Source organism: Streptomyces iakyrus, from assembly GCF_000717055.1.
Taxonomy (GTDB): domain Bacteria; phylum Actinomycetota; class Actinomycetes; order Streptomycetales; family Streptomycetaceae; genus Streptomyces; species Streptomyces iakyrus.
Genome location: NZ_JNXI01000027.1, coordinates 311,917 through 331,918, shown reverse-complemented (window position 1 = coordinate 331,918; position 20,002 = coordinate 311,917). Strand labels below are relative to the sequence as shown.

Genomic DNA, 20,002 nt, shown 5'->3' with positions numbered 1-20,002 from the left:
CACGGCGCCTCACGACGAGGCGTCGGTGGCGCCGTGCCGCAGCACCAGCGCCGAGTTCGACCCCATGAGTCCGCGGCTCAGTACCAGCGCCGTGCGTACCTCGGCGGTACGGGCCCGGCCCGTCACGAGGTCGAGGTCGTGGCAGATGTCGAAGACGTTGGGAGTGGGCGGGATCAGACCGTGCTCCATCGAGAGCACCGCCGCCGCGGCGTCCATCAGCGGCGCCGCGCAGTAGCCCCGGCCGATCCCGGTCTTCGGCGCGGTGACGGGCACCCGGGTGCCGTGGGCCCCCAGAGCGTCGGCGATGGCCAGGGCCTCGGCCCGGTCCGCCTCCGGTACGCCGAGCGCGTCGGCGAACACCACGTCGATCTCCTCGGGGGCGCAGCCGGCCTCCGCCAGAGCGCCCCGGACGGCCTGGGCGAGTCCTTCCCGGGACTCCTCCCAGCGGGAGGCCCCCGTGAAGGTCGCCGCGTGTCCGGCCAGGTGGGCCCGCACGGGCGCGCCCCGCTCCCGGGCCGTGCTCTCCGCCTCCACCACGACCATGGCGCCGCCCTCAGCGGGCACGAACCCGCAGGCCGCGGACGTGAACGGGCGATAGGCACGGGTCGGGTCGTCGACCGTGCTGAGTTCCGGATAGCCGAGTTGGCAGACCACCGAGTAGGGCGCGATCGGCGCCTCCGTCGCCCCGGCCACGATCACGTCCGTGCCGCGCCGCACGGCTCGTGCCGCGTGGGCGAGGGCGTCCAGACCGCCGGCCTCGTCTGCGGCGACGACCGAGCAGGGGCCCTTGAAGCCGCGGCGGATGGAGATCTGGCCGGTGCTGGCGGCATAGAACCAGGCGATGGACTGGTACGGGCCGACGAAGCGACTGCCCTTGCCCCACAGCTGCTGGAGCTCGCGCTGACCGAACTCGCCGCCGCCGGAACCGGCCGCGGTGACCACGCCCACGGAGAACGGCGCCTCGTCGGTCTCGGACCGGGGGAGGCGGGCGTCGTCCAGGGCGAGGTCGGCCGCGGCCATCGCGAAGTGCGTGAACCGGTCCGTCTGGACCAGGAAGCGCTCCTCGATCGCCGCCGCCGGGTCGAAGTCGCGCACCTGGCCCGCCACCCTCAGTGGCAGCTGCTCACAGCCCTCCCGCGTGACGCGGTCCAGGACGCTGATGCCCTCCCTGGTGGACTTCCAGAAGGTCTCGGTACTGGATCCGTTGGGCGCGACCACACCGATGCCGGTGACGGCCGCGCGGGGACGAGGTTCGCTCATCGTGACGTCTCCCTCGGCCGGTTCATGACCACCGCGGACTGGAAGCCGCCGAATCCGCTGCCCACCGAGAGCACGCTGTCGAGCTTGCGCTCGCGGGCCTCGCGCGGGACGTAGTCCAGGTCGCACTCGGGGTCGGGGGTCTCGTAGTTCGCGGTCGGCGGTACCACCTGGTGCGTCAGGGCCAGCACACAGGCGACGAGTTCGATCGCACCGATGGCGCCCAGGGAGTGGCCCACCATCGACTTGATGGAACTCATGGGGGTTTCGTAGGCGTGCGGTCCGAGGACCCGTTTGACCGCGGCGGTCTCGTGGCGGTCGTTCTGCTTGGTGCCCGAGCCGTGCGCGTTGACGTAGTCGATCGCGGTGGGGTCGAGCCGCGCGTGGTCAAGGGCGTCGTCGATGGCACGGGCCATCTCCACGCCCTCGCTGGTGAGACCGGTCATGTGGTAGGCGTTGCCGAAGGTGGCGTAACCGCCGAGTTCGCAGTACACGCGCGCGCCGCGGGCCCTGGCGTGTTCGAGCTCCTCCAGGACGAGTACGGCGCCGCCCTCGCCCATGACGAATCCGTCGCGGTCGGCGTCGAAGGGACGCGAGGCGTGGGCCGGGTCGTCGTTGTTCGGGGAGGTGGCCTTGATCGCGTCGAAGCAGGCCATGGTGATCGGGGAGATCGGCGAGTCCGAGGCGCCGGCGATGCAGATGTCGGCCCGGCCCTCCTCCACGGTGTGGAAGGCGTAGCCGACCGCGTCGAGCCCGGAGGTGCAGCCCGTGGACACGGTCTGCACCGGGCCGCGCGCCCCGAACCGCTCCGCCACCGTCGAGGCGAGCGCGCCGGGCGTGAACGCCCGGTGCAGGTCGGGGCCCGCTTCCCGGTGGTCCACGTCCCAGCGCTGCCCGCCGTGGCTGACCAGGACGTAGTCGTGCTCCAGCCGGGTGGTGCCGCCGACAGCGGTGCCGAGCGAGACGCCGACCCGCCAGGGGTCCTCGGCGGCGAGGTCGAGACCGGCGTCCCGTATCGCTTCGTCACCCGCGACCATGGCGAACTGGATGTAACGGTCGCTCCGTTCCACGTCCCGCGGGTCCAGGCCGTGGGCAGCGGGGTCGAAGTCGCACTCGGCGGCGATCCGCGAACGCAGACCGGACGGGTCGAAGAACGTGATGGCCCGTGTCGCGGTGCGCCCGGCCGCCAGGAGGTTCCAGAACGCCGGTACGCCTATGCCTCCGGGAGCGACGATACCTATGCCGGTGACCGCCACTCGCCTGCTCATGAGTGGACCTGACGTCGTGCGGCCGCCTCCGCTCCCACCACCGCGGACTCGGCGTCGGTCTCCTCGGTGTCGACGTGGCCCAGCGGCGGACTCGGCGCCAGGGGGCCGAGGTGGAAGACCAGCCGGGCCTCCTCCTTGCCGACGTTGCGGAAGCGGTGGCGCACGTTGACGGGGATCAGCAGCCCCTGCTCGGGCCGGAGCGGGTGCGGCTCGCCGTCCAGGTCCACCTCGAGCTGCCCGCACACCACGTACACGAACTCCTCGGAGTACGGGTGGTAGTGCTCACCGATGCGGTCACCGGGCTCGATGAGCGCCACGCCCATGAATCCACTGGTGGCGCCCACCGCGGCCGGGGTGAGCATGGCGCGCAGGTCACCGCCTCGGCGGCGGTTGGGCTCGACGTCGCTCAGGCTCACGATGTTGGGACGAGATGTGATCACGCGTTCCTCCGTTGAGGTGCTGCACCAGCGCGGGAGAGGCGGTTTCGCCTCTCCCGCCGGCTGGTGAATCAGGTGTCGGACGACCGGCGGTCGGTGACGAGATCCATGCGCGCCAGTTCGAGGAGGCGGGCGAGGCTGCCGTCCTTCGACGGGGCGACGTCCATGCCCGCGGCGTCGTCCAGGAGCGTCGTCAGCTCGGTCACCTGCGCCGAGTCGGACAGGCCGAGGATGTGGCCGGGGTCGGCCTCCTCGATCGCGCCGTGCACGTCGATCAGCCGTACGACGACGTCGTCGCGCTGGAAGATCGTGCTGCGCAGGACCGGGCTGCGCGGGGCGTCCGCGGCCGCCTCGTCGCGATGGGCCAGGAGTTCGGCGAGCTGCATGCCGCGTTCCGGCCGTGCCGGGTAGTACAGGGCGTACCGCTCGCCCAGCGGCTCCTGCCGCCCCGCCGTCACGTGGTGGACGGCCGGCAGCGCGGCCCGGGTGAAGAAGACCCGGGCGGATTCGGGGTCGCCCAGGTCCCGGTCCTGCTCGAGGTGGGGATTGATCGCTTCCTCGACGGCCCGCACTTCGGGCTGCCGGGCGACGTGGCGCAGCGCGGCCAGCAGGTCGCCCCGCACCTCGACGGCCCGCACCACCCGGTTGCCGTGCATGAACAGAGACGTGCGGCAGAGCCGGGTGGTGTCGTCGACCTTCGGCTCGGGCGAGTCGTAGTCGGCGAGGATCTTGGCGACGATCTCCTCGCTGCCCGGCTTCACGGTGAACGTGAGCGCGTGCCGGATCACGCCGTCGCCGATCCGGGGGGCCGCCTGGAGGCGGCGCCCCGCCTGGTCGGCGCCCTTCGCCGGTCCGCCGGTCTCGCGGACGACGTGGAAGCGCAACGACCGCGTGTCCCGCACGCAGCTGTGCAGCGGCTCCACCATCCGCACGTGCTCTTCGCTGTTGACCCAGGCGAGGAACGGCGGGGCGCTCTCCCACTCACTGGTGATGAGCCACTGGGAGGGGTTCTCGATCGACTGGCACAGCTGGTCGCTGACGTGCCCGGGGACGGACGCGACCTGGTTGCACAACTGTTCGTAGGCTTCGAGGAACTCCTGCTGGGCTCCGTCGTGGACGTCGACCAGGAGGACGACGCGGAGCCGGGAACCGTCGAACACGGTCTGGGAGACATGGTGCGAGGCCTGTCGCGCCCGCGAACCTGCCCCCCGTTCGGACGTGGTGGTCATCCTGCGCACATCTCCTTCGCGGCGGGGAACGTGAACGCCGGTCGCGGGGATGCGACGTCGGCGTTCCTCGATCCTGTGGCCGTCCCCGCACATCGCGCGACTCGGACGGCGTCCGCGAGTGACGGGGCGGGTGGCCGCCGGACGTGACAGGTCAGGACCACCGGGCCGTCCGCGTGGTCAGCGGCCTGCCGGCCGCGGTCCCCCGTCCGGGTGATGAGGGGCCGGCAGCCCGCCCCTCACCACCCGTCGGGGCACTCGCCGGTTCCGGGCCGGCGGGGACTCAGCCGACGGCCAGGCCGGTCCTCAGGACCAGGCGCAGCGCCTCCTCGGCATCCGGGTCCGGACCCGGCGACCGCCATGCGACGAACCCGTCGGGCCGGACGAGCACGGCGCCCCCGGGCCCCGTGCCGTGGCGCTCCGCCCAGTCGACGGCGTCCTCAGGCACCAGGTCGGCCCGAGGTCCGGTGCCCACCCGGTACGACCTGAGCGGGACGGCGAGCTCGTCGGTGAGGCGGAGCGCGGCCTCGTGCCAGCCGTTCGGCTCGGCGGCGTCGCTGAGCAGCACCAGGGACCGCTCGTAGAGGTCGAGCGTCGACTTGCGTTCGTCCCCGTGACGCACCCACAGGTGCGGGGCCCTGCTGCCGGGGGCGCCGGTCAGGTCGAGACTCTCGGGCACCACGGGGGCCGCGGGATCGGCGCCGACGACGGCGCCCTGCGGGTAGCGGTAGCCGAGGGCCACGTTGAGGATGCCGCGCTGGGGACCGCCGCCCGCTCCGGCCGGCGCGGCGAATCCGGGGTGGCTGTGCTCGGCCGACCGGGCCGCGGCCCGCGCGCTGGTGGCCTCGGCCACGGGACGGCGCTCGGCGTCGTAGGTGTCCAGCAGGCGCTCGCCGGCCCAGCCGTCGAGCACCGCGGCCAGCTTCCAGGCGAGGTTGTGCGCGTCCTGGATGCCGGTGTTGGAACCGAAGGCCCCGGTGGGGGACATCTCGTGAGCCGAGTCACCGGCCAGGAACACCCGTCCGGACCGGTAGCTGCGGGCGACCCGCTGCGCGGCGTGCCACGGCGCCCTGCCGGTGATCTCCACATCGAGGTCGGCGACCCCGACCGCCCGGCGGATGTGCTCGACGCACCACTCGTCCGTGAATTCCTCCAGGGTCTGGCCGTGTTCGGGGTGCCAGGGGGCGTGGAAGACCCAGTTCTCGCGGTTGTCCACCGGCAGCAGGGCGCCGTCGGCCTCCGGGTTCGTCAGGTAGCAGACGATGAAGTGGCGCTCACCCACGACATCGGCGAGGCGGCGGGAGCGGAAGGTGAGGCTGACGTTGTGGAACAGGTCGCCGGGCCCGCTCTGACCGATGCCGAGCTGCTCACGCACGGGGCTGCGCGGGCCGTCCGCGGCGACGAGATAGTCCGCGCGGATGGTGGTGTGTTCGCCCGTCTCGCGGCTCTTGACCACGGCGGTCACACCGGTCGCGCCCGTCTCGAAAGACATCAGTTCGGTGGAGAAGCGCAGGTCCCCGCCGTGCCCGCGGGCGTGGTCGAGCAGGACCGGTTCGAGGTCGTTCTGACTGCACAGGCACCAGGCGCTGGGGCTGAAACGGGCCAGGCCGCCCCCGGGGTCGATGTCCCTGAACAGCCACTCGCCCGCGTCACCGGTCAGCGTGGGCGTCTGGAGGATGCCCTTGTTGACCGCCAGAGTGGCGGCCGCGTCCTGGATCGCCTTCTCCACGCCCGCCACCCGGAACAGTTCCATCGTGCGGACGTTGTTGCCGCGGCCCCGCGGATGGATGGAGGTGCCCGCGTGGCGCTCCACCAGCACGTGCGGCACACCCAGCCGTCCCAGGAACAGCGAGGTCGACAGGCCGACCAGGGAGCCGCCGACGATGAGGACCGGGACGCTGATGGTGTGCGGACCCGTCTGTCCGCCTCGTTGGTTCGTCACTGTCGCCTCCAGCGCATCGATACCGCCGATCCGGCCGGATGCGGCGGAGATCCTCATGCATGCCCCGGGAAGGTGACAGTGGCTCAGGCTTCACCCGCCTGCTGCGTGCTGCCCGTCCGCACCCGCCGGCCGCCCCGCCGGGGTCACCCCGCCACCCGCAGCAGCAGCACCGCCCGCGCCGGCATCGTGATCTCCGTCCCCGCCCGGTGCTCCACGCCCGGCGCCTCCCCCTGCTCCTCCCGGCTCGTGTCGACGACGACCTCGTACCGCTCGGCCCACGGCGGCCCCGGCAGGGTGAAGTCCACCGGCCCCTCGCCCGCGTGCAGGACGGCCAGGAAGCTGTCGTCGAGGATCTGCTCCCCGCGCTCGTCGCGCCCCGGGATGTCCCGGCCGGACAGGTACATGCCCAGGGTGGCGGCGGGCGCGTACCAGTCCTGCTCCGTCATCTCCGTGCCCCGGGACGTGAACCAGGCCAGGTCGCGCAGCCCGTCCGCGGTCTGGGCCCGGCCCGAGAAGAACGCCCGGCGCCTGAGCACCGGGTGGCGGTGGCGCAGCGCGATCAGCCGGGAGGTCAGCGCGAACAGGGACTGCCAGCCCGGATCCTCCAGCAGTCCCCAGTCCAGCCAGCTGATCTCGTTGTCCTGGCAGTAGGCGTTGTTGTTGCCGCGCTGGGTGCGGCCCAGTTCGTCGCCCGCGACCAGCATGGGCACGCCCGTCGAGAGCAGCAGGGTGGTCAGCAAATTCCTGAGCTGCCGGCGCCGGAGCGCCCGCACCTCCTCGTCGTCCGTCTCGCCCTCGGTGCCGCCGTTCCAGGCCCGGTTGTCGTCCGTGCCGTCGCGGTTGCCCTCTCCGTTGGCCTCGTTGTGCTTGCGCTCGTAGGACACCAGGTCCCGCAGGGTGAACCCGTCGTGCGCGGTGACGAAGTTGACGGACGCGTACGGCCTGCGCCCGCCCCAGGCGTACAGGTCGCTGGAGCCCGACAGCCGGTAGCCCATCTCGCGGACGTCCGGCAGGGCGTGCCGCCAGAAGTCCCGGACGGCGTTGCGGTACCGGTCGTTCCACTCCGTCCACAGCGGCGGGAACGCCCCCACCTGGTAGCCGCCCGACCCCACGTCCCACGGCTCGGCGATCAGCTTCACCCGGCGCAGCACCGGGTCCTGGGCGATGACCGCGAGAAACGGGGAGAGCATGTCGACGTCGTGCATGGAGCGGGCCAGCGCCGCCGCCAGGTCGAAGCGGAAGCCGTCCACGCCCATCTCCGTGACCCAGTAGCGCAGCGAGTCGGTGATCAGGCGCAGCACGTGCGGCTGGACCACGTGCAGGGTGTTGCCGCAGCCGGTGTAGTCGGCGTAGCGGCGGGCGTCGTCCTGGAGGCGGTAGTAGCCGCGGTTGTCGATGCCCTTCAGGGACAGTGTCGGGCCGAGCTCGCCCGCCTCGGCGGTGTGGTTGTAGACCACGTCGAGGACGACCTCGATCCCGGCCGCGTGCAGGGCGCGCACCATCCGCTTGAACTCGCCGACCTGCTGGCCCCGGGTCCCGGAGGCCGCGTAGGCCGCGTGCGGGGCGAAGTAGCCGATGGAGTTGTAGCCCCAGTAGTTCCTGAGGCCCCGGCGCAGCAGATGGTCCTCGTGCGCGAACTGGTGCACCGGCAGCAGCTCCACCGCCGTCACCCCCAGCTTCACCAGATGCTCTATGGCCGCGGGGTGCGCGAGGCCGGCGTAGGTGCCGCGCAGCTCCTCGGGGATGCCCGGGTGGAGTTGCGTGAAGCCCTTCACGTGCAGCTCGTAGATCACCGAGTCCGCCCACGGGGTCTTCGGCCGGCGGTCGTCGGCCCAGTCGTCGTCATCATGGACGACGACGCCCTTGGGGACGTGCGGCGCCGAGTCCCGGTCGTCGCGCACAGTGTCGGCGACATGCTGCTGCGGCCAGTCGCGGACGTGCCCGTACACCTCCGGCGGCAGGCCGAAGTCCCCGTCCACGGCGCGGGCGTAGGGGTCGAGCAGCAGCTTCGCGGGGTTCCAGCGGGCGCCCGTCCACGGGTCCCAGCGGCCGTGCACCCGGTAGCCGTAGCGCTGCCCCGGAAGCACACCGGGGACGAAACCGTGCCAGATCTCGTGGGTCAGCTCGGCGAGCCGGACCCGCGACTCCCTGCCCGACTCGTCGAAGAGACACAGCTCGACCCCCTCGGCCCCGCCCGCCCACAACGCGAAGTTGGTGCCCGCCACTCCGTCCGGGCCGACCCGGAAGCGGGCGCCCAGCGGTGTCGGCGCGCCCGGCCACGCGGGCACGGTGGGCGGCGGCACGGCAGGCCGGGCCCCGTTCACGGCGGCGGCCTGGCGCCCGTTCCCGGTGGCCTGACGACCGGCCACCGCCTCCTGCTCGGCTGCGCTGGACACCTGTCAGCCTCCCGCGGCTCGTGGGACGACGGGGGACAGAGGGGTGCGGCCCTGTCTGCGGCCCGGGCCGCGGCTCCCCTGCGCGTCGTCCTCCCCACTGTTCTGCCCAGAGCGTGGCTCGCACTCACGTTTCCCCGGGGGCGGGCATGGTCGTTTCCGCGGACTCCGCCGGTCGTTGGGCACCTCGTGAGGCACGTACAAGGGCGCGCGCGGCGCGCGAGGGCCGCACTGGCCGCCGTAGTGACATGGGCAGGGCTCTTCGCCGGGGCCACCGGCTGTACCTCGGACGACGCGGACGGGATCGCCGGGGTGTTCGGCGCGCCCCCGGCGCCCGAGGACGTCATCAAGGTCTCGCCCGGCGACGGCAGCAGGGGAGTGCGCCCCGGCAAGCGGCTGCGGGTGCGCGTGCCCGACGGCCGGCTGGAGAAGGTGAAGGTCGTCAGGTCACAGGACGCGCAGGAGTCCCCGGTGCCCGGGCACCTCTCCGCCGACGGCCTGACCTGGGAACCCGACGAGGAGCGGCTGGCGCTGGCCGCCAAGTACACGGTCGACGCGGTGGCCGTGGCCGGCGACGGCCGCCGCTCGGCCCGGCGCACCACCTTCACCACCTACGTCCCGGAGGAACGCTTCATCGGCTACGTCGCCCCGGAGAACCGCGCCACCGTCGGCACCGGCATGATCGTCTCCCTGGAGTTCAACCGGAGGATCGCGAACCGGGCCGCGGTCGAACGCGCGGTGCGCGTCACCGCCCGCCCGGCCGTCGAGATCCGTCCGCACTGGTTCGGCAGGACCCGCCTCGACTTCCGCCCCGAGGACTACTGGAAACCCGGCACCCAGGTCACCGTCGCCCTGCGCCTGCGCGACGTGGAGGGGGCGCCCGGCGTCTACGGCCTCCAGCACAAGACGTTCTCCTTCACCGTCGGCCGCAGCCAGGTCTCCGTGGTCGACGCCGCCGCGCACTCCATGGAGGTCCGGCGCGACGGCGAGCCCCTTGCCACCGTCCCGGTCACCGCCGGCGCCCCGAAGACGACCACCTACAACGGCAAGATGGTGGTGACCGAGATGCTCGACGTCACCCGGATGAACGGCGCCACGGTCGGCTTCAAGAAGCGCGACGGCAAGGGCGAGTACGACATCCCGGACGTTCCGCACGCGATGCGCCTGACCGACTCCGGCACCTTCCTGCACGGCAACTACTGGGCGCACCACACCGTCTTCGGCCGCACCAACGTCAGTCACGGATGCATCGGACTGCGGGACGTGAAGGGCGGTGGCTCGGACACCCCGGCCGGCTGGTTCTTCGACCGCAGCCTCGTCGGGGACGTCGTCGAAGTCGTCAACAGCAATGACAAAAAGGTCTCTCCCGACAATGGGCTCGGAGGATGGAATATGGACTGGAACGCATGGAAGGCGGGCAGTGCGGTGAAGTAACCGGACAGGGGGGCCGGTTGACCCGGCGATCTGTTGGGACCGAACGGTGACAATCGCGGGCCTCCGATGCCGTCCGACCTGTGGTTACTATTCGCCGACGCGCGGGGGACGCGCGGGTGCGCGTGCGGGCCTGACCAGGCCCGGGGAGGGGAGAACCACTTGAACGGGCGACCGATATCGGGGGCGTCGGTTGGGCGCAGGAACGGAGTGCTCGCGCTGATACTCGGCGTGCTGCTGCTCGCCGTCACGGCGTGCGGCGGCGGGGGCAGCGGCTCCGGTTCCGGCGGGAGCGACAGCAAGGGCAAGGACTCGGACGCCGCGCAGAGCAAGCAGTCCGAGGCGGTCGTCGGCATCACCCCCAAGGACGGCGCCAAGTCCGTCGACACGAGCGGTGCGCTGAAGGTGACCGCCGAGAAGGGGAAGCTGACCGAGGTCGAGGTCAAGGACGCCAAGGGCAACAAGGTCGACGGCGAGATATCCGAGGACGGCGCCAGCTGGACGCCGTCCATTCACCTGGCGGGCGCCACCAAGTACACGGTCCACGCGGTCGCCAAGGACTCCGAGGGGCGTACGGCCGCGGAGGACGCCGGCTTCACCACGCTGACCCCCGAGAACACCTTCACCGGCACCTTCACCCCCGAGGACGGCTCCAAGGTCGGCGTCGGGATGCCGTTCTCCATCCGCTTCGACCGGGGCATCACCAACCCGGAGGACGTCGAGAAGGCCATCCGTATCAAGACGGAGCCGGCCGTCGACGTCGAGGGCCACTGGTTCGGCAACGACCGCCTCGACTTCCGCCCGGAGAAGTACTGGAAGCCCGGCACCAAGGTGACCGTCGACCTGAACCTCGACGGCGTGGAAGGCCGCTCCGGCGTCTACGGTGAGCAGGACAAGAAGGTCGAGTTCACCATCGGCCGCAACCAGGTCTCGGTCGTCGACGCCAAGAAGCTCACCATGAAGGTGATGCGCGACGGCAAGGTCATCAAGACCATCCCGGTCACCACCGGCAAGCCCGGCATGGAGACCTGGAACGGCCAGATGGTCATCAGCGAGATGCTCACGGTCACCCGGATGAACGGAGAGACCGTCGGCTACGGCGGCGAGTACGACATCAAGGACGTCCCGCACGCCGTCCGCCTGACCACCTCCGGCACGTTCCTGCACGGCAACTACTGGGCGAGCGGCGCTTTCGGCAACTACAACGCGAGCCACGGCTGCATCGGCCTGCGCGACGTGCGCGGCGGCTGGGACAAGAAGGTGGCCGCCGCGTGGTTCTTCAACCACTCGATGGTCGGCGACGTGGTGGTCGTCAAGAACTCCGAGGACCGGATCGTCGACCCGGACAACGGGCTCAACGGCTGGAACATGTCGTGGGAGAAGTGGAAGAAGTAGTTCTCCGCTGCTGACAAGAGGGCCCCGGTGTGACGGACCGCACCGGGGCCCCACCCGTTAGTCGTGGTTAACCTGCTGCCTATGACCGTCTCTCTCGAAGTCGCTGAAGGCGTCGGCACGCTCCGTCTCGACCGCCCGCCCATGAACGCGCTGGACATCGCCACGCAGGACCGGCTGAAGGAACTCGCCGAGGAGGCCACGCGGCGCGAGGACGTCCGGGCCGTGGTGGTCTACGGCGGCGAGAAGGTGTTCGCGGCCGGCGCGGACATCAAGGAGATGCAGGACATGGACCACACCGCGATGGTCCTGCGCGCCCGCGCCCTGCAGGACTCCTTCACGGCGGTGGCCCGGATCCCCAAGCCGGTCGTCGCGGCCGTGACGGGCTACGCGCTGGGCGGCGGCTGTGAGCTCGCCCTGTGCGCCGACTTCCGCATCGCCGGCGAGAACGCCAAGCTCGGCCAGCCGGAGATCCTGCTCGGGCTGATCCCCGGCGCCGGCGGCACTCAGCGCCTGGCCCGCCTGGTCGGCCCCTCGAAGGCCAAGGACCTCATCTTCACGGGCCGGATGGTGAAGGCCGAGGAGGCCCGCGAGATCGGCCTGGTGGACCGGGTCGTCCCCGCCGACGAGGTGTACACGCAGGCGCACGCCTGGGCCGCCAGGCTGGCACAGGGCCCGGCGCTCGCGCTGCGCGCCGCGAAGGAGTCGATCGACACGGGGCTGGAGACGGACCTCGACACGGGCCTCGCGATCGAACGGAACTGGTTCGCGGGCCTGTTCGCCACCGAGGACCGCGAGCGCGGGATGCGCAGCTTCGTGGCGGAGGGGCCGGGCAAGGCGAAGTTCCTCTGAACCGCCCTCCAGGGGCTTGCAATTGACACGGTGTCTGACCCGGAGTCCCTCGATGGGGCGGTTTATGGCAGCCTTAAGGCAACCTTAAGCCCGCCTGGTCGGGGAGTCCGCCGGTCACTCCGGAACGGGGCGTTCCAGCAGGTCGGAGGGGCTTCCCTCGACTTCGAAGTGCCTCCGGCATATGACAGAGGGCCGCCGTTTCACCGCCCGTTCACCGGGGCGTATTCCCCGGGAACGGCCCCGTGCGGCGCTCCGGGCGGCCATGATGGGGGCATGGCGGGGCTGGAGGGTATGGAACAGCCGCGGGGACACGCTCATGCGTCCGCGGCGCGCTGGTCGCCGACCGTCGAGGACGAACACGCGCTCAAGGCGCTGGAGTTGTACGGCAACCCGACGGAGGCAGAGGTTCCACTGCCGTCCCGTCCCGAGTCCGCCGCCACCGCGAGACGGCTCACCCAGGTCGTGGTCCTGCGCCACTGGGGGCTCACCCCCAAGACCACCGAGGACGCGGTCCTGCTCGTCTCCGAACTGGTCGGCAACGCCGTCCGGCACACCGGCGCCCGCGTCTTCGGACTGCGCCTGCACCGGCGCCGCGGCTGGATCCGCGTCGAGGTGCGCGACCCCTCCCGGGGGCTGCCGTGCCTGATGCCCGTCCAGGAGATGGACATCAGCGGCCGGGGCCTGTTCCTCGTCGACAAGCTGGCCGACCGCTGGGGGGTCGATCTGCTGCCCCGGGGCAAGACGACCTGGTTCGAGATGCGGGTCGCCGACCGCTGACCGCGCGCTGCCTCACCCGGCCGCCGGACGGACGAATCGCGCGTTTCCCTGCGAGACGCCCATTAAATGGTGCAATGCACCGCCATCTCGTCAGAAGCGCCCTGGTCGCGGGTGCCGCCCTCGCCGTCCTCTCCGCCTGCGGCACCGGGGAGCGGACCTCCGAGGCACGGGGCACCAAGGCCGCCGTCCCCGCCCCGCCCGAGAAGAAGCCCGTGGAGGGCCTGCCCGGCATGCCGCCCGTCCTGGACCCCGAGGACGTGTACGCGGCCGACCGCCCGAACAAGCTGTCCCCGGTGGTCAAGGACTTCCCGTCCCGGGTCTACGTCCCCAACACCGAGTCCGACACCGTCTCCGTCATCGATCCGAAGACGTACGAGATCATCGAGACGATCCCCGTCGGCCGGCAGCCCCAGCACGTCGTGCCGTCCTGGGACCTGAAGACGCTCTGGGTCAACAACAACCGCGGCCACACCCTCACCCCGATCGACCCGAAGACCGGCAAGGCGGGCAAGGAGGTGGAGGTCCACGACCCCTACAACCTCTACTTCACGCCCAACGGCAGATACGCCGTCGTCATGGCCTCCCTCGACCGCGAGCTGGTCTTCCGCGACCCGCACACCATGGCGGTCAAGAAGACCGTCCCGGTCTCCTGCTACGGCGTCAACCACGCCGACTTCTCCCTCGACGGCCGCTACTTCATCGTCTCCTGCGAGTTCAGCGGCGAACTGCTCAAGGTCGACACCGAGAAGATGGAGGTCGTCGGGCAGCAGCGGCTGCCGTTCGAGGGCGCCATGCCGCAGGACGTGAAGATCTCGCCCGACGGCAAGAGGTTCTACATCGCCGACATGATGGCCCACGGCATGTGGGTCCTGGACGGCGACACGTTCACCGAGCCCACCCTGATGCCCACCGGCAAGGGCTGCCACGGCCTCTACGTCAGCCGCGACTCCCGCGAGATGTACGTGTCCAACCGCGGCGAGGGCACCGTCTCCGTCTTCGACTTCACGCAGAACAAGCTGACCAAGAAGTGGGACCTGCCCGACGGCGGCAGCCCCGACATGGGCGGCGTCTCCGCCGACGGCAAGGTGCTGTGGCTGTCCGGCCGCTACGACGCCGAGGTGTACGCCATCGACACCCGCACCGGCACCCAGCTCGCCCGCATCCCGGTCGGCAGCGGCCCGCACGGCCTCGCGGTCTACCCGCAGCCCGGCCGCTACTCGCTCGGCCACACGGGCATCTTCCGCTGACGCCCGGCTCCGGGGACGAGCAGCGCTTCCGAGCCCACCGGCCGGTAACCGGCCGCCTGGAACGCCCGCAGACTGCGGGCGTTCCCCGCCGACACCTGCGCCCACACCGGGGCGCCCCCGGGCAGCTGCCGCGCCGCCGTGACCAGCCGCCTCCCGACCCCGCGGTGCCGCGCCCCCTCGTCCACCTCGACGGCGACCTCCCACCGTCCGGCCACCCCACGGCCCAGCACGAGCACCCCGCCGTCCGCCGCCCACACCCGCACGCCGTCCCGCCGCCTGCGGGCCGATGCCACGCGCGGATGCCCGGGGTCGTCGATCTCCGTCAGCGCGACCGACGGCTCCCCGGGCAGCGCGGCACCGGTCAGCAGCACGTCGACCGTGTCGGAGACCCGCCCCGTCCGGTCCATCAGGGCCGTCAGGAAGCGGGCGTTCATCGTGGCCGCGAGGGCGTCGCAGTCGGTCCGGGCGAGAGCCTCGCGGACCCAGTCCGGGTCCTCGTCGGTGAAGACGACCGAGTGGGCCGTGAAGGCGAGGACCCCCGCGTCCCGGCGTGAGGGCTGGGGAACGATCGTCGTCCCGCCGTCCGCGGGCGGGAAGACGCCGTGCGCCGCCGCGTCGAGTATGTCCCCCAGGCCGTCGGCCATCGTCGCGCTCCTTGAGTCTCCACCCGATGGAGGGTCCAGACTCGCAGACATGATCGACGACGGCACCGGACTGCTCACCATCGGGGAACTGCCGTCCTGGGCATCACCGTGCTGGAGCGCGTGGCCCACGCAAAGCCGCCGCTGACGGCCGCCGCCGTGGAAGCGCTCTGCCAGGAGCCGACCCTTGGCCAGCTGCGCGAGGCGTTGTCGGTGCCGGCGGCCGACTTCCTGCCCGTCCACGAGCGCAGGTTCGGTGACGATCGGGAGGAAATGGCGGAGCGGTAGTCCCAGCTGCGGGACGGCGTGGACACCGCGACCGAGATCGTTGTCGAGATCGCCCGAGAGGAGGGAGCCGCCCACCCCCGGACCAAGGAGGAAGCGGCAGGCTGCTTGATGACCGAGCACAGCCCGTCGTGGACGGACCCGGTGTACATGGGGATCCTGGAACCGCTGTTCGTGGTAGCGGAGGAGGTGCCGTTCGAAATCAGCCGGGTCATCAAGAGCATCTGACCCCCAGCGCCCCGGCTCAGTCCTGCGGCACCGCGCCGGGCAGTTCGCCGACGAAGTCCCACCACTGTTCGATGGTCCACACGGCGACGCTGGAACGGTCGGTCGACATCCGAAGCCACACCTCCTCGCCGCCAGGCATGAGCGCCACCTCCAGATGCGCCTCGTCCCACGTGCCCACCGGGTACATCCACTCGATGCCGTCGGGCCAGGTCCGCATCGCCACAGCGCGCACGCTCAGCGCCGCGGCGAAGGCGTCCAGCGCCGTCTTGGGGATCCTGACCTCAGCCGGCTCCCGCTCGATCCCCGCCACCCGGCCCCCTCGCCTCGTGCGGCAGGCCCCGCGCCCGCCGTCGCGGATCAGCGTGACAGACCCGCTCCCCGCGCGGTGTCACGCTGTGAGGCTATAAGGCTCACAGGCCGTTTCCCCAGGTGAACGAGGAGAACTGTGAGGCTGTGAGCCTGTGAGGTGGAGCTCGCGCCCTGTGCCTCCCGCACGCCCTGGTGGTGCTCATAGGCGCGGAGGCCGATGGAGTCGTGGGCGAGCACATCAGGACCAGGAGCACTGCGTCGAACCGGCGCGGCCGCCGCTGACCGCGGCCCGCGCCCGGGAGATGACGACCGGGCTGGCGATGGACGACGTCCGGCGCTCCGTAGCGGTCCTCGCCGACCGGGTCCGCGACGCGCACGCCGCCCGCGTCTGGGAGCCGCTGGGCTTCACCTCGTGGGAGTCGTACTGCTGGGCGGAGTCGGCATCAGCCGCGCCCAGGCGTACCGGCTCCTCGATGTCGCCCGCTCCCTCGCCGCGATCCACGGTGCCGTGCCGCCAGCCCCAGCCTGTCTCGCGGAGAGACACCGGCGCGGCCGCCGCAGCCTCCGTACAACGTGAGGCTCGGCCATGAACGAGCCGTCACGGCTGAGAAGCTTGCTCTTCACACGGCACCCGCTGGGCACCGACGACGCTGACGTGATCTTCCTCGGCGGCCAGAGCTACGCGGATTTGCTGCAGGCCCCGTCCCTCACCTGTTCACCCCGCTCGCCGGAGGAATGGGGCGAGCATCGCGGTCTGTGTAAGCGGGCTCGTGTTTCGACCGGCATCACGCCCAGCCGTAGTCGAGGCGGCCGGCCGCAGCACCGTGAGTTGAGTGGAGATCGGCTTGTAGAGCTTGATGCTCGGGCACACTGCGCCCATGGGGGAAGAGATTGCTGTGCCTGCGGTGACTGCATTGCTGGCTGCTGGTCTTGCGCTCGCCGGCGCCTTTGCGCAGGCGAGGGGTGCACGTGCTCAGGCTAGCGCGACGTCTAGTAGTGCGGATGTCCAGGCAGAAGCTGCTCACCTTCAGTGGATGCGTTCCAGTCGTCTGAATGCGTATACCGCGTTGCTCGCGGAGCTAGTTGACTTCGAGGCGTTGCTGAGACGGTACCCGCCGAACCAGTACCACGACCGGCTCTTTTCGTCGGAGCCACCTCCCTTGCGCCCACGCCCCGACCTCAGGGGCGTGGCCTTTCTGCTGCACCTAAGTCGGACAAAATGGCGGCGCTTTCGGCGGTGGCACTCACGGCCGGTACGAAGAGACATGCGCGAGGCGGGCGTGTGGCTCACTGAGATGGACGCTGCTTACCGTCGTATCCGGCACGCATGTGTCGTCATCGAGATGCACGGGCCAGACGATGTCGCGTCGAAGGCCAGCGACATAGCTGACCGCTGCAGTAGAGCCTGCTTCGCCTTCAAGATCCAAATCAGGTACGAAAGGGCGCGGCCTTTTCACGAGTGGAGGGATTCGCAGTTTCCTGACTTCGATGCTCTGGTGGAAGCCCGTCGGAACTTTGCGCGGAGCGTGAGGGACTACTTGTAACTGCGCTCGGGCAGCTTGCCGACCGTGCGGAAGCCGCCAGGTCAACTACGGGCTGTCCAGCGGGCCCTGATCGCCGTCTCCAGCCGCAGCGGCGACGTCGCGGAGCTGATCACCCGCCGACTCGCCACGCTCGCCCACAGCGGCCTCCAGGCCCTCGATGAGCCCACGGTGCTCGCGGTGGTCCGCCAGGCCGTCCGCGACGTCCGCACCGCCCCGCCCCCCGGCCGCGCCGTCGACGAACTCGCCACCAGCACGCATGCGATCGGCGAGCTGATGCTCGAAGTCGCGCCGGCCTACCTGTCCGGCATCGAGGCGGCCGACGTCCTCGCCCTGCGCTGCGAGGAGAGCGGGCAGGGCATCTCCTGACCAGACATTCATCGACGGCATGGGTCCGCCTTCACGGGCATCTCCGCAGCGCCTCCATGCCTCACCCGGCCGGTGACCGACACGCGATGCCGCGCCGTGATCGTAGACACAGGCAGCCGTGCCCGTCGAGCGGTTTTCGGCCGCGTCCGGTGCGCACCCGGGGCAGCACCTGACACTTGTCAGGGTCGAAGGCAAGGCGCTGACATCCGGCAGGGCCGCCCGCACCACTCGGGCTCCTGGTGTGTCGGTGCAGGCTCCGAACTCCCCCGGGCGACCGGGCGATCAGGAAGGACAACCATGCGCAGACTCCTCCGTGGAGCCGCCGCGCCCTCGACCGTCGCAGCGGTCACGCGTCTTCCGGGCGGCGCGGCGGCGAACCCCCGGCCGGGGGCGGCCGCCCGGACCGCCGAAGTACCGGACGGCGTCACCGCCGGAGCAGCCGTCTTCGACCGCCGGACGGGCACGTTCACCGAGCATATCGACGCGAGCGCCCGGTTCCGGTCCGCCTCTGTCGTCAAACTGCTGCTGGCCCTGGACTTCCTGTGGGACCGGGCCCCGGCTACACCATCCCCGAGGCCGACCTGGCCCGGCTGGATCCAATGCTGCGCAGCAGTGACGACGCGGCAGCCAGCCACTACTGGGCGACGTGCGGCGGCTCGGCGATCATCGACCGGATGTCGGCCCGGCTGGACCTGCGCGCCACCGCCCGCCGGTCACGAACGGTACTGGGGCTACACCGCGCTTTCGGCCCGGGACACCGTGACGATCTACCGCCACGTCCTGGAGAAGGCACCCGCACCCGTGCGGGACTTCGTCATGGACAGCCTGCGCCGCTCGACACGCCGCGCCTCGGACCACTTCGACCAGCACTTCGACATCGCCGGGGCGTTAGAGCGGCCCTGGGCGGTGAAGCAGGGCTGGTCGGGGGCGTTCGCGGCGGGCGCACAGGCCGCGGCGGGACCGGCCGCCGCCCCCGTGCCGGTGCCGTCGCGGACGTGGAGCTCACGCGCCCGCGCTGCACACCACCGGCACGGTGGGCGCGGACGACCGCGCGATCATGGCCGTGCTGACGCTGCATCCGGTGGGGACGTCGTACGGCAAGGCGTACACCGACCTCGGCCGGCTCACGCGGTCGCTGAGCGTGCCGGGCGCGGTGCTGCCCGCGGGGACGTGGCACGGCACCCGGGGCGAGTTCGTGCACGTCCGCGAGGGCCCGTCCATGGGAGACGCCCTGATCACGCAACTTCCGGCCGGTGTCGAGGTGTTGGTCGGCTGCCGGACCCGTGGCCAGGTGGTCGCCGTGCCGGCTTGCAGCGGCGAGTGGTGGGCCTTCCTGCCTCAGTACGGCGGGTACATCTCCACCCTCTGCATCGACTCGCCGGACAACCGGCTGCCGGACGTCCCGGAGTGCGGCTCGCCGCGGCCGTGATGTGTCAGCGCCGGGTGTCGAGGGCCTCGGCGATCCGTAGAGCGCATCCCTTCTTGACGAGGTAGTGGGTTCCGGTGTGCGGGGAGCTTCCGTTGTCCACGGTGACCGGCTTGGCAGTCATCTCGGTCCGGCGGTCCGGGTCGTGGTGGTGCGGATCGGGGAAAAGCTTCGTGTGGTCATGGTGCGCGGCGACGATGTCGTCCGGATCCGCGAAGTTCGCCCAGCGGCGCAGTCCCGTCGGGGGCCCGTAGGGCCGGCGCGCCAGCTGACGGCGGACGGGGTGGATGCCGAGCGGAGAGCCGAGGGTGAGGAGGAGTTCGGGCCCCTTACTGTGGCCGGCGTCCGCTCGCTCCCAGAGCGCCTCGTAGGCGACGACGCAGCCGAGGGAGTGCCCGATCACCACCTTGGTGCCCGCGTCCAGGTACTTGTGCACCCGGTCCAGCACGTCGCGTCTGATCCGCGCCTCACCGAAGTACCGGGAGATCTGGCGGACCGGCGGCTTGGCGGCGCCGAGCGCCGACAGGGCCGCGTCGCCGAAGTACGGCAGGCGCAGCAGAGCGTGGGTCACGGCGCGGGTCGCGGACCTGACTCCCATGGGCTCCGGCGGGGTCCCGCGGAGCCTGTCGAGTTCCCGCGCGGCGATGGCACGCTGTCCGGGATCGGTCGACCTGGTGGCGGCGTTCTCGAGGACGTACCGCGAGGTCGCTTCGTCCCGGAGGATGAGGCGCCGCTCGATCTCCTGTTGTTCCTCCGCGGTCAGCCCCTCCCCCTCCGGGGAGAGGAAGACGTCCCCGTAGAAGGCCATCCGGACATCGACGGCACCCGGCAGGCCACGGTGCCACACGCTCGTCGCGAGGTCCTCCCGGCTGATCTTGGTGAGTCCGTGCGCCAGGGCGGACAGCCACTCGGACTCCAGTGTCCCGGCGACACTCTGTTCATGGTCGATCCCATGTACGAGGACGATCTCGGCCATGTGCC

19 protein-coding genes are annotated in these 20,002 nt (G+C 71.3%); 9 read left to right on the top strand and 10 right to left on the bottom strand.

All coding sequences use genetic code 11. The annotated features are described in order from the left end of the window. Positions 1-9: 9 nt before the first annotated feature. The 6 genes from OO68_RS35110 to glgX all read right to left on the bottom strand — a co-directional run bounded on the left by OO68_RS35110 (position 10) and on the right by glgX (position 8,526). The gene (locus tag OO68_RS35110; RefSeq protein ID WP_033313354.1) at positions 10-1,260 is read right to left on the bottom strand and encodes a ketosynthase chain-length factor; all 1,251 of its coding nucleotides are present in this window, start codon (positions 1,258-1,260) and stop codon (positions 10-12) included. After that, entirely contained in the window at positions 1,257-2,525 is a 1,269-nt protein-coding gene (locus tag OO68_RS35105; RefSeq protein ID WP_033313353.1) for a beta-ketoacyl-[acyl-carrier-protein] synthase family protein, read from the bottom strand. Before OO68_RS35105 ends, OO68_RS35110 begins: the two co-directional genes overlap by 4 nt. Then, positions 2,522-2,965: a cupin domain-containing protein gene (locus tag OO68_RS35100; RefSeq protein ID WP_033313352.1), complete on the bottom strand. Its 444-nt coding sequence runs from the start codon at positions 2,963-2,965 to the stop codon at positions 2,522-2,524. The genes OO68_RS35105 and OO68_RS35100 overlap by 4 nt, the downstream gene beginning before the upstream one ends. Before the next feature lie 68 nt (positions 2,966-3,033). Beyond that, positions 3,034-4,191: a SchA/CurD-like domain-containing protein gene (locus OO68_RS35095; RefSeq protein ID WP_033313350.1), complete on the bottom strand. Its 1,158-nt coding sequence runs from the start codon at positions 4,189-4,191 to the stop codon at positions 3,034-3,036. A 280-nt stretch (positions 4,192-4,471) separates the two neighbouring features. Next, the gene (locus OO68_RS35090) at positions 4,472-6,187 is read right to left on the bottom strand and encodes an FAD-dependent oxidoreductase (protein WP_078625638.1); all 1,716 of its coding nucleotides are present in this window, start codon (positions 6,185-6,187) and stop codon (positions 4,472-4,474) included. Between the two features lie 86 nt (positions 6,188-6,273). Next, positions 6,274-8,526, bottom strand: a complete 2,253-nt coding sequence (gene glgX, locus OO68_RS35085; RefSeq protein WP_033313348.1) for a glycogen debranching protein GlgX — start codon at positions 8,524-8,526, stop codon at positions 6,274-6,276. A gap of 186 nt (positions 8,527-8,712) precedes the next feature. Here glgX and OO68_RS35080 point away from each other — a divergent pair, with 186 nt between their 5' ends. The 5 genes from OO68_RS35080 to OO68_RS35060 all read left to right on the top strand — a co-directional run bounded on the left by OO68_RS35080 (position 8,713) and on the right by OO68_RS35060 (position 14,222). Then, positions 8,713-9,957, top strand: coding sequence for a L,D-transpeptidase (locus tag OO68_RS35080; protein WP_033313346.1), 1,245 nt, complete (start codon positions 8,713-8,715; stop codon positions 9,955-9,957). Between the two features lie 159 nt (positions 9,958-10,116). Beyond that, the gene (locus tag OO68_RS35075; protein WP_033313345.1) at positions 10,117-11,349 is read left to right on the top strand and encodes a L,D-transpeptidase; all 1,233 of its coding nucleotides are present in this window, start codon (positions 10,117-10,119) and stop codon (positions 11,347-11,349) included. 81 nt (positions 11,350-11,430) lie between these two features. Continuing rightward, positions 11,431-12,198: an enoyl-CoA hydratase/isomerase family protein gene (locus tag OO68_RS35070; protein ID WP_033313344.1), complete on the top strand. Its 768-nt coding sequence runs from the start codon at positions 11,431-11,433 to the stop codon at positions 12,196-12,198. A 168-nt stretch (positions 12,199-12,366) separates the two neighbouring features. Continuing rightward, positions 12,367-12,975, top strand: coding sequence for an ATP-binding protein (locus OO68_RS35065; protein WP_078625637.1), 609 nt, complete (start codon positions 12,367-12,369; stop codon positions 12,973-12,975). A gap of 74 nt (positions 12,976-13,049) precedes the next feature. Next, positions 13,050-14,222, top strand: coding sequence for a YncE family protein (locus OO68_RS35060; RefSeq protein ID WP_033313341.1), 1,173 nt, complete (start codon positions 13,050-13,052; stop codon positions 14,220-14,222). Here the strand turns inward: OO68_RS35060 and OO68_RS35055 are convergent. Further along, entirely contained in the window at positions 14,189-14,866 is a 678-nt protein-coding gene (locus OO68_RS35055; RefSeq protein ID WP_033313339.1) for a GNAT family N-acetyltransferase, read from the bottom strand. The genes OO68_RS35060 and OO68_RS35055 overlap by 34 nt on opposite strands. Positions 14,867-14,986: 120 nt before the next feature. Here OO68_RS35055 and OO68_RS46455 point away from each other — a divergent pair, with 120 nt between their 5' ends. Both OO68_RS46455 and OO68_RS35050 read left to right on the top strand, forming a co-directional pair. Then, positions 14,987-15,151 carry a hypothetical protein gene (locus tag OO68_RS46455; RefSeq protein WP_157852785.1) on the top strand — a complete coding sequence of 55 codons (165 nt, stop codon included), beginning with the start codon at positions 14,987-14,989 and terminating at the stop codon, positions 15,149-15,151. A gap of 18 nt (positions 15,152-15,169) precedes the next feature. Continuing rightward, positions 15,170-15,376, top strand: coding sequence for a hypothetical protein (locus OO68_RS35050; RefSeq protein WP_033313337.1), 207 nt, complete (start codon positions 15,170-15,172; stop codon positions 15,374-15,376). Positions 15,377-15,392: 16 nt separating this feature from the next. Here the strand turns inward: OO68_RS35050 and OO68_RS35045 are convergent, their stop codons facing one another. Together OO68_RS35045 and OO68_RS46450 are read right to left on the bottom strand one after the other, a co-directional pair. After that, entirely contained in the window at positions 15,393-15,686 is a 294-nt protein-coding gene (locus OO68_RS35045) for a hypothetical protein (protein ID WP_209442651.1), read from the bottom strand. Positions 15,687-15,923: 237 nt separating this feature from the next. Continuing rightward, the gene (locus tag OO68_RS46450; RefSeq protein ID WP_033313335.1) at positions 15,924-16,229 is read right to left on the bottom strand and encodes a hypothetical protein; all 306 of its coding nucleotides are present in this window, start codon (positions 16,227-16,229) and stop codon (positions 15,924-15,926) included. A gap of 1,024 nt (positions 16,230-17,253) precedes the next feature. Here OO68_RS46450 and OO68_RS35030 point away from each other — a divergent pair. Then, positions 17,254-17,595 (top strand): hypothetical protein, encoded by a 342-nt coding sequence (locus OO68_RS35030; RefSeq protein ID WP_157852784.1) that lies wholly within the window; start codon positions 17,254-17,256, stop codon positions 17,593-17,595. Between the two features lie 1,033 nt (positions 17,596-18,628). Beyond that, positions 18,629-19,024: a hypothetical protein gene (locus OO68_RS47950; protein WP_245237279.1), complete on the top strand. Its 396-nt coding sequence runs from the start codon at positions 18,629-18,631 to the stop codon at positions 19,022-19,024. Between the two features lie 4 nt (positions 19,025-19,028). On the opposite strand, the gene OO68_RS35020 is transcribed toward OO68_RS47950, so the two are convergent. Beyond that, complete coding sequence (locus OO68_RS35020) at positions 19,029-19,997, bottom strand: hypothetical protein (RefSeq protein ID WP_033313330.1); 969 nt, start codon at positions 19,995-19,997, stop codon at positions 19,029-19,031. Positions 19,998-20,002 lie beyond the last annotated feature (5 nt).

Bases quoted from the DNA above. Each gene is read 5' to 3' on its own strand.
- OO68_RS35110 (WP_033313354.1), bottom strand. From the start codon at position 1,260: ATGAGCGAACCTCGTCCCCGCGCGGCCGTCACCGGCATCGGTGTGGTC.
- OO68_RS35095 (WP_033313350.1), bottom strand. From the start codon at position 4,191: ATGACCACCACGTCCGAACGGGGGGCAGGTTCGCGGGCGCGACAGGCC.
- OO68_RS35020 (WP_033313330.1), bottom strand. From the start codon at position 19,997: ATGGCCGAGATCGTCCTCGTACATGGGATCGACCATGAACAGAGTGTC.
- OO68_RS35060 (WP_033313341.1), top strand. From the start codon at position 13,050: ATGCACCGCCATCTCGTCAGAAGCGCCCTGGTCGCGGGTGCCGCCCTC.
- OO68_RS35105 (WP_033313353.1), bottom strand. From the start codon at position 2,525: ATGAGCAGGCGAGTGGCGGTCACCGGCATAGGTATCGTCGCTCCCGGA.
- OO68_RS35090 (WP_078625638.1), bottom strand. From the start codon at position 6,187: ATGAGGATCTCCGCCGCATCCGGCCGGATCGGCGGTATCGATGCGCTG.
- OO68_RS35055 (WP_033313339.1), bottom strand. From the start codon at position 14,866: ATGGCCGACGGCCTGGGGGACATACTCGACGCGGCGGCGCACGGCGTC.
- OO68_RS35070 (WP_033313344.1), top strand. From the start codon at position 11,431: ATGACCGTCTCTCTCGAAGTCGCTGAAGGCGTCGGCACGCTCCGTCTC.